The sequence below is a fragment of the Phyllobacterium sp. P5_D12 genome, from assembly GCF_054049495.1.
The window spans coordinates 1-8,975 of sequence record NZ_JBFUMG010000161.1 but is presented as its reverse complement, the minus strand read 5'-3'; the positions used below and the strand labels follow the sequence as shown (position 1 = coordinate 8,975).

General features: G+C 54.9%; 9 protein-coding genes. 3 read left to right on the top strand and 6 right to left on the bottom strand.

The annotated features are described in order from the left end of the window. The 5 genes from ACXJ5O_RS12675 to ACXJ5O_RS12655 all read right to left on the bottom strand — a co-directional run. The coding region (locus ACXJ5O_RS12675; RefSeq protein ID WP_457300191.1) for an ABC transporter transmembrane domain-containing protein at nt 1-774 on the bottom strand (774 nt) is incomplete at its 3' end. 4 nt (nt 775-778) lie between these two features. After that, complete coding sequence (locus ACXJ5O_RS12670; protein ID WP_457300193.1) at nt 779-1,771, bottom strand: glycosyltransferase family 2 protein; 993 nt, start codon at nt 1,769-1,771, stop codon at nt 779-781. 48 nt (nt 1,772-1,819) lie between these two features. Continuing rightward, nucleotides 1,820-2,926, bottom strand: a complete 1,107-nt coding sequence (locus ACXJ5O_RS12665; RefSeq protein WP_457300190.1) for a glycosyltransferase family 2 protein — start codon at nt 2,924-2,926, stop codon at nt 1,820-1,822. 13 nt (nt 2,927-2,939) lie between these two features. Then, the gene (locus ACXJ5O_RS12660) at nt 2,940-4,115 is read right to left on the bottom strand and encodes an acyltransferase family protein (RefSeq protein WP_457300189.1); all 1,176 of its coding nucleotides are present in this window, start codon (nt 4,113-4,115) and stop codon (nt 2,940-2,942) included. Between the two features lie 2,095 nt (nt 4,116-6,210). After that, nucleotides 6,211-6,672: a hypothetical protein gene (locus ACXJ5O_RS12655; RefSeq protein WP_457300188.1), complete on the bottom strand. Its 462-nt coding sequence runs from the start codon at nt 6,670-6,672 to the stop codon at nt 6,211-6,213. Here ACXJ5O_RS12655 and ACXJ5O_RS12650 point away from each other — a divergent pair. The 3 genes from ACXJ5O_RS12650 (at nt 6,665) to ACXJ5O_RS12640 (ending at nt 8,007) form a co-directional block, all read left to right on the top strand. After that, the gene (locus ACXJ5O_RS12650; RefSeq protein WP_457300187.1) at nt 6,665-6,862 is read left to right on the top strand and encodes a hypothetical protein; all 198 of its coding nucleotides are present in this window, start codon (nt 6,665-6,667) and stop codon (nt 6,860-6,862) included. The two genes, ACXJ5O_RS12655 and ACXJ5O_RS12650, sit on opposite strands and share 8 nt — an antisense overlap. A gap of 507 nt (nt 6,863-7,369) precedes the next feature. Then, nucleotides 7,370-7,807, top strand: coding sequence for a hypothetical protein (locus ACXJ5O_RS12645; RefSeq protein WP_457300186.1), 438 nt, complete (start codon nt 7,370-7,372; stop codon nt 7,805-7,807). Further along, nucleotides 7,804-8,007, top strand: coding sequence for a hypothetical protein (locus tag ACXJ5O_RS12640; RefSeq protein ID WP_457300185.1), 204 nt, complete (start codon nt 7,804-7,806; stop codon nt 8,005-8,007). The genes ACXJ5O_RS12645 and ACXJ5O_RS12640 overlap by 4 nt, the downstream gene beginning before the upstream one ends. An 829-nt stretch (nt 8,008-8,836) precedes the next feature. Here the strand turns inward: ACXJ5O_RS12640 and ACXJ5O_RS12635 are convergent. Next, nucleotides 8,837-8,975, bottom strand: a 139-nt coding sequence (locus tag ACXJ5O_RS12635) for a cytochrome P460 family protein (RefSeq protein ID WP_457300192.1), incomplete at its 5' end; no start/stop codon positions are given.

The following is an 8,975-nucleotide window of genomic DNA, read 5'->3' as shown; positions in this document are numbered from 1 at the left end:
GATGAAGCCAGCCCGGCGAACAGCGTCTGATGCTTTGTCGAAGACCGCCTTTTCACGCCGCTCCTGCCCAAAAATACGGATCAGCCGCCCGGCATGCACGAGATGGAGCATTCTGGATGCAAGTTCACCATTGAGCGAGGTGACACTACGGCTCGGGTCTTTCAAACTGGCCGAAAGAATGGCGTGCGCCAGTTGGACCAGCGCTAGGCCCAGCGCCACGAACAGTGTCATCGGCCAGGACAGAAGCAGAAGAAATCCCAGTAGAATGATCGCGGCCGACGCGCTCACAATCGACGCGAGGACGGTCTGGATGGCATCCGAAGCCCGCCACGACTCATTGGAGATGATATTCAACAATCGCCCCGGGCTCTGTTGCAGGAAGAACGGGTATCCTATGCTCAGGAGCTGCTGTGAGAGCGCGCTTCGAATGGAGTGGCTGGCTTTGCCGTAGATGTATGTCGTGAGCACGGTGTTTGAAAATGCCAAAACGTTCTTCAGCGTGATCAAGGCGAGGACAATGACCGCGATTACAACGAGTCGTTCTCCATCATCCAACCCCGATCCGACTTGTTGGAAGACAGCAGAGAGGCCGCCCATTGCCGCGTCATTCTCATGGCCGGCAATGATGCTCAGCATGGGGATGACGAGGCCGATACCGGCGCCTTCAAGCGCAGCGCTGCTTAGGCCGAGGATGACCACAGCGGAAAGCAGGGGCAATTGGCGCCCCAGCGCGTCTCGGAGCATCTGCGTGCCTGGCAATACGAATTGCAACATTATGTCACCTTAGCTGAAGAGCTGCCTGTTTGTCTTGATGCACCTCTCGGCGACGCCGCCGTTTTGTTAAAAGAAGACCCACGAATGCGACAGCGCCCAGCAAATTCATGAATACAATTGGCCAGTGCGAAAGGTGCAGCTCAGGATCAAATCGAGGGCCGCCGAAAAGCTCCCTGCAAGCCGATCTTACGGACCAAAAGAAATGGCGAAGCAGCCATGGAGCGCATCGGATATGCTTCACGTAAAGGCCCCCATTGCCCAGGCTGTAATTTCGGTGAAGCTTCTCTACATCTTGGCGCGCACTTCGTCCGTGGTGGTGGAAGACGGTCATGTCGGGCACATACTCGACTGGTATGCTGCGCTGAAATGCACGTATCAGGTAGTCGGTGTCCTCCGCGGCTCGCAGCGGGGCGCCCGCGCCGAGCAGTTCGTCGAATTGGCCGACATGAGCCGCGACCTCGCGATGCATCGTCATGTTGCAGCCCACCACGAAGCCACCGGGATGGACGTCGCGGGTAAGCCGTGCGCGTGTCGGCGATCGTTTGATCGTGAATGGTAAATCATTGGGGTTGCCGAGCTCAACTCGGCCCCCGCGGATGACCAACTGCTCACCGGTCGCATAATGACGCTCCAGGTCACGGAGATAGCCACGATGAACTTCGCAATCGTCGTCGATGAAAATGACAATGCTGCCCCGCGCGTGCTGCAGCCCGAGATTGCGTGCGGCGGCCAAGCCCGGACGCGCTTCCACAAGCAGCGTGATCGCAATATCCGAGGCAGAGGCCACGCGCGTCACGTATTCTGGCGTGCTGTCCGTCGATCCGTTGTCGACAACGACGAGTTCGGTCGTAAAGGCAGCATGGGACCGGCATGCTGCCTCAATCGATCTAATGCAGGCTGCAAGAGCCGAAGCGCGGTTTCGCGTACACACAATGAAACTTGCATGCACCGGTTTCTCTGACTCCGACGGAGCTATCGTCGACAGGGCGCGCGCCATCTTGAAACTGTGTCGGGTGGTCTGGTGGAGTTCTATATCCATTCTAGCTCAGCCGATCAGGTCATAACGGGGAAGGACGGTCGCAGCGGGCACGGACTGCAAGTACCGGGATAACGCGTCGACCTGCCTGTTGGCCGCAATTGAAATGCCACTAAACCACGGCATGTAAGCACCGGGGCGGAGACTGTATCGTTCGCGGCGCCGAATGAGCCCCCACTTTCGCGTGCGGGTTAAGAACTCATGCGTTAATTCCGGTCGCTGTTCATCACTGATGAGCTGATAGAGAAAGTAAAAAAGGTTCAAGGCGCCTTCTTCATAGCTCGGCCGTATCGCCTCGGGCTGTGTCGGGATCTTCTCTTCGAGCCCCAGAATACATACCGCAACCCGCTGAACACTGTTCATCGTCACGGCGTTGGCGATGTCGTCGAAGACGTCAGGATTGTCGACCAGACCTTCCCGCTCGAGATTCTCAGCAACGATCTTCAGATGCGTCTTGCGCATTTGTCGCTTGTGCTTGTTTGTGACGCTTTCGCCGTGGATACGGTAGGCGACCAAACTCTCACCGATCATTGCCACTGAAAAGCGATCCGTAATCCGTCTGAAAAGATCGAAATCTTCTGCGTGGACGTAACGTGGGTCATAGAAAAACATCTCATCCGGGATGACTTTTCTGTTGTAGACCACGGTCGAGTGCATGAAGATCGTAAAGAACTTCGACAATATCCCTAAATCTGCCCACAGGTAGAGCGGATCAAGCGTGCCCCGCACAATACGGTCGCCGATAAGTGTGTCGATACCCGTCCCGCAGATTGCGAGGTGCGGTTGCTCCTTAAATACAGAGACTTGGCGCGAGAGGCGAGTCGTGTAGCAGACGTCATCTGCATCCATCCTGGCGACAAGCTCGCCCTTGGCCAGAACCAGGCCTTCGTTCAAGGTCGCGATGAGGCCACGGTTCTCTCGTGAGACGATGGATATACGACTGTCGGCCTTCTGGTATCGCTGCAGAATCTGCAAGGAGCCATCAGTCGAGCCATCATCGATCGCGATGACCTCCAGATGCTCATGGTCCTGACGCAGAATGCTGGCGAGCGCCGCGGCGAGATAGGGTTCGCCGTTGTAGACAGGGAGCAGGACGGAGACCAGTGGAGTCGGCATGTTTCACCTGGGATCAGTTCGTTGACGATTGAGGGTTTGGGAGAGCGTCGCTGTCATCGATTGCATTGCGCGGATAAGCGGGGTCCCCGTGATAATTTGTCCCGTGAAGCCGTTGAGTGGTGCTGCGCCCTTTTGGAACGACGTAGGGGAAGAAATCTTTTAGCGCGTTGATCCGCTTTTCCAGGACCAGCCACGAGATCGAGGCGAGCACTAGTGTACCCGCACCTGCAATGAGGAACCGGCCAAATCCTTGCTCCGAGACATTAATGGGTATCCAGGGTTGAGCCTTGACGACAAAAGCAAGAACGATCGCGTGGAAAAGATAAACGCCGTAGCTGATGCGACCAAGGGCAGTCAGTGGCGGGCATTCAACGAGTCGACCGAGATAACCGCCCAATCCTGCCGAACAGTAGCTCACAATCATCACGAGCGGGACGAGAGGAAGAACCTCCAGTCCGATCCAGCGTGCCCAATCCTGCGTGACGGGCACTGGCACCGGTCTGAGCCACAACAGAATGAAGAAGGCGGCGGCGAGCGGCACCCAGCTCATCAACATCCATCGGGGCGAGAGCGCAGTCCTCGATCGCCAGGCAGCGAGCAATGCACCGGATGCGAGTGCGTCCATTGATGCCGGAGGAAGCAGATCACGCGCGAGAGAAGGCGTTCCTGTAACAGGCCAGTAGAAACGATATGCTAACGAAAGGAGGATGACGCCAATGCAAATCCGTTCAATCGAACGGCGCGGCGCCAACAGAATAATCAACGGCCAGATGACGTAGAATTGCTCTTCGATGCTCAAACTCCAGGTATGACATAAGATCCACGGCGTCCACGCATCGCGAAGGGCATACCAGAAGTTCGAAAGGTAAAACGCGTGCCAGGCCAGCACGAGTTTGGATTCTTCTAGGCCAGCAAGCCAAACGAAGCCCAACATGCCAAAATATGGGGGGAAAATGCGCAATGCCCGGCGAATGTAAAAAGACTTGAGTGCCACAACGGGTCCGAATTCCGCGGCGGAGYGCGCCTCAAGGAGAAGCCGCGTAATTAGGAACCCGCTCAGCACGAAGAACAAGCGCACTCCAACGTGGCCCCAATAAGAGCCATCGGCAGCGAAAAAATGCGCATACAATACCATGGCGACAGCAACGGCTCTCAGACCGTCCAACTGCCGATAACGCACATTCGACATCGGGATCCTTCAGCGTTCAGCTATGCCAGCAAGCTCCTGGACCGCGCCAACCCTCCAATCAGCGGCGGTTCTTGCCAAATGGCCTCCCTCATTTACCCAACAAATAGGCTCTCTCGGGCGTGATCACCTCGATCGGCGGATGTAGCAACGCCTCGTTCAGCGCAGAACAATTGAGGCTGCTCTATTTGGTACGTGGCAGAAAGCGCAAGGTGATCGTCTGCCTCCTAAATTCCTCCATACCAAACATTGGCCGTACCGTAATCAGACTTTGGTCTGATTACGGTACGGCATAAGTCGGGCGCGGTTCAATCAATCTAGTCCGACGCAATAATGCTGCGATGAACGAGAACTGACCGCGCGCAGATTCTCCCATTCGGGTATGACATGCAATAAACGACCGATAACAGCGGTGGCCATTGCAGACGTCCCGTCGTTGAGATTTGTGCCAGCGCCTGCGGGCCTCGGAGACGCAGATTGGATAATGGGCACAATGGGTACAGGCACTTCGCATAACACGGCGGCCAAAAGTGCGCTCGGCGCGGTTCCAATGGCTCTTGTTCCTGGCTCGTGCCTTGAAAGTCGCACAGTGGCTCGGCGAACTCCAAACGTAGTAGTATTGTACCGGAGAGACGTCTCCTGGAGCCAAGGCCGTAGGGCGCCAACTATTTACGATCCAACCTTTCATGTGCGTATCAATCTAACAGAGGTAACAGTTGCCTGAGAGCTCTGGGGTTCATCATGCCGCTGATGCGTGCGCCCAATCCCGTCGGATGCGGCTGGGGCAAAATCCCGTTCGAGTGGCGAGTTGGGCAATACTTGACTATTTCTTGACTCGTGCGTTTCGACCACTGCTAAACTACCCAACAAAAGGGAATTTACGCGCTGTCACTACGCTTAACAAAAGGTGAGGCCCTCCGCTAGGAGGTACAGGGTGGGGCTAATTGCGACGAGCCTTTGTCTGGAGATGTCTACGTCTCCGACCAAGTCTAAAATCGTCTCGCGAATTTATTGTTCCGGCTGTGTACGCTATGGGACGAAGTTTTGTTGCAGAAGAGGGGTGAGGCGTCCACTGCAACTGTCTCACGAACCTCTCAGAATTTCAGCTAGGTGAGGCTCGGCGACCTATGAAACCTCCGAGCTTCTGTTTGCCAGGTTTGTGTGAATGCCGTCCGGGCAACGCAGCTCAAACTCGCGCTAAAGGCGTGAATTCCCCTCAACCTGTAAATTTCGGCAGGGTCAGCGACTTCTCGTATTCTTTTGAACGAAGCGTGGCGTAGTCTTCCGTCACGTGTCCAAGCCAAGGATTGCAATACATCTGATTGCGAAGTGCTCCCATACGAAGACATCTTCGTACCCAAAGCGAAGCCGCAACCCGTYCRAGTGCARATTGRTAMCRGCGARAACGRCACCATCGGCGCGATRATCGATCACGGATATACGCTTTGGGTATTTTGTCACCGACGRGGGTGCAAACACTCGCGAAAGATGGATCTGGAGATGCTGGCGAAAGAGCTCGGGAGAAATCACAGCGCCATGCACAAGGACCGGCACCCAAGCTTCAATGCTCAGCGTGTGGGTCAAAACGGCTTGGGCTTAGTGCGACGCCTTATTGATGAAGGATTGGTAGCGATCGTAGCAACGATGGGCGCGAGTCCTCCATAGCGTTAGCCTCTCAAGGATTTCGATGTCGCCACTTTTACCACCGCGCTAACATTATACTGGGGTATCAGGTCGCAAGATGACTTCATAGGCTGGGGTCGGCAGAAAACTAAATAGCCGTACTTTAGTCCTCCAAGAATTGCAAAGATCCCACCGGGTAAAATACCGTTCAGCGGCTCGTACGATAGGTGGTTTAGAAAATTATTTGGCTTGTCAGTCATTCCCGCGCCCAGGAAGCTCGAAGAAAAAATAATCCAATCCGATCAAGGGTTACGACGTGCCAAACCGGTAGCTAGCTACTCCGGTAGAAAATTACCGGGGTGGCAAGACATTCCCACCCAGACGCGATTTTCCCTGTCCTTCTCTACAAGCGATTTGACACCATATCGAGCAAGATACCCACGGGAAAACCGCGATTTGGCACGACGCGTATTGATCAAAAATGGTATCTTACACCTAGCCTTAGGAAGGTGACGCGCGCTCCTAAAGCGCGCAGCCAGTGATCGGATTGCCGCCTTTTCGTCAAGCGCAACTGCGTCGTAACAAATGAAAGATGACATAATTCGATGATGAGTTCCCAGCGCGCACAACGATTGATGGATATCCATTTTCCTAATTTAGCTCCGGTATTCATCTGGGACCGGGACACCAGCAAACGCGGCAGAACGATCCCGCGCACGTTGCCCATAGCGATGCAGGCGATCGATATGCAGTCGAAAGGAAATCCTGCCGGCCATACGCTGTTTTGTCTTTGGGCGAGGTCGCCGAACCATCCTTTGTTGGTAATCGAGAATCCTGCAGTCTTCGCTGGGGAGGCAGGATTTCTAGGAGCACGAGCGGTGGATACCTGGCGCAAGCGAATGAAGAGCTTGCAGGAGCTATCATTCATAATGTCCAAGCCGGGATCGTCAGGCGAATTTCACTATGTGTTCTTGCTCAACCCCAACGCGGCTTTGGAGTGGATGCGGCGTTCCAACGAAGTGAGCGACGAGATCTATGGTCGCTTCCTGGATCGTTTGGCAGAGCTTGGACCACTCGACGAAATTGACGACACCGCTACAGTCTGGGACGCTGCGACAACACAATAATACCGAACGTTTTTACCATTTTGGCTCCCATATTCCTTCAAAAGGGTTAGCCGGGTGCCTGTTAACTAATGCTAACATTCAAAAAAGATCTCAATCACGCTGCTTGCTTGTCGTAGGCACCGCCTGCAAGACCAAAACGCCATCGAATCAATTAGTTGCAGAGTTATACGCGTTGGTGGCGTCTGTAATTCGTCCCACACTGTCTCGAGCAGAAAGTTGGATTGTGCCTTGGTCGCATTTGCGCCATATCGCGCATTTCAGTGTCTGATAGAGAGCGGTCCCGCGCGGCCCCGATAGCACGTACACCCCGGACTGTGTGCCGGTAGTGCCAGGTCTTCCCCCAATGGGGGAGGACGTCCTTCATATCGCGTCCGCGAATACATGACGGTGGTAGAGAAAGTACAAGGCGCTTTATATTTTCTTGTGTATTACACCGATTGCTTGAGTTGGTATTCCTGACGGAACGGTGGGGAATTCGAGCACCAGGGCTCGTTGGGGGAAAGACAGGTGCGCGAAATCTTTAGATCGCCTTGGTTTGGGAGAGGTTTGCGCCTCGCCGTGGTAGTTGGCCTTTTGGCCGCTGGCTGGCACGCTTGGGGCGTTTGGGATCGTTTCGGCGATGACAGGCAAACCTCGATCCAGCGCGAACTTACTTACGAATGTGCGGCCCGACTGCCCGAAGATGCACTCAAGCAGCACGTAAACGAATTCGGGAATATCAACGTGAAGACGCTTTGCTTCACGGAAGACGATTTCTTCGTGGCGCCATTTGAGCTCGAAATGGTCCGCAACGGCACATTGAAATTCGAGACGCCAGGAAAACCGTTCGATTGGGCTGGCACTGTTATTGTCGGGCTTCTCTGGGCAGTGAGCACCGTTCTTTTCACGATTGCTGTTCTAAGCGTCGTGAGCATGGTCCGTTGGGTATGGGGAGAGCCACGATGACCAAGAATTTCATTATTGCCATTCTTACCGCGTTGTTGGTCTGGTTTGGTACCGCCTTGGCACATGTCGAGAACGAGCGCTATGCCCTGCTGCTTGACATGTGTCCTCGCGACGCGCCGCTCTTGGTGCCGGACTGCCAGAGCGTAAAGACCCGCACGAGTTGGATATGGCATCTCGCCTATGGCTTGGGCGTGCTTTAAGGGCTGCGATGCGTTGTATAGTGAGCAATGCAAAAAGCGCGGCTGCTCGTTAGTTTGAGGCAGCAGGAAGTGCTTGCTCTTGAGATCTAACACAGGAAAAGGGAGCGCAGCAGCGGGGTTCGCCTCTGTTGCTGAATGTTGTTGTCGTGCCCGATGTTTGCCGAGCCGAAATTGGGACGCTTGTCGATTTTACGGTTTTATCTGCAGCTCGCCAATTTATGCTTGCAAGTGCCGACGGTGTATCGCCAAGAATCTACAGGTGGAACAGAAATTCTAAAGCTCGGCGGTCCGGGCTCGTGACAGATCGTCATGGAGGTCAGTAGTAGAAGCGCTTCCGCTTGCTGACGTATTCCAAAGTACAGCTCACTGAGATTTTCCAGCCGAATGGGTCTGCGGCGATTCGCAACACTGTCTCAGGAGTGCATTGAACATCCAGCTTGATCGTGTTTCACGTTCGAGCTAAAGCAATTTCGCTCGCGGCGGGGATGACGCAGCTTCCCGGTCTCTCCAGCAAGTACCAGAACGGCGTGAACTTTTTCGGGTGCGCCGCGAGTCGAACGTAGCCAACATTTTTCGATCGTATCCCTGCTATGGTGTCGATTTCGCATTTGCCGATCGTCGGCCGTTCGTCTTGACCCAAGCGAGTGGATTGTAGCGCGTTCGTCATCACTGCGGCGAGGACGATTACGGCGGAAGGTTGGTCTTCCTCGGTGGCGACACATGGGCCGAGATCTGGCAGGCGACCGGTGCAAGAGCTATCGCAGCGCTGCCCGGGTATTCACGCCTTTGAAATTGCGAGGCTAACGGACGCGACAAGCGCCGCCAACCGTCACGGCGAATAGTGGCTGAACACCAAGTCCTTGGAGCTGTCCAGTTTCGTGTGACAGGTAAAACATGACTTCAAAAGCGGCTCGCTCTGATCCGCGACGCCGTTTTCAAATTGCCCATATCCCCAGCCACCGCTGTCC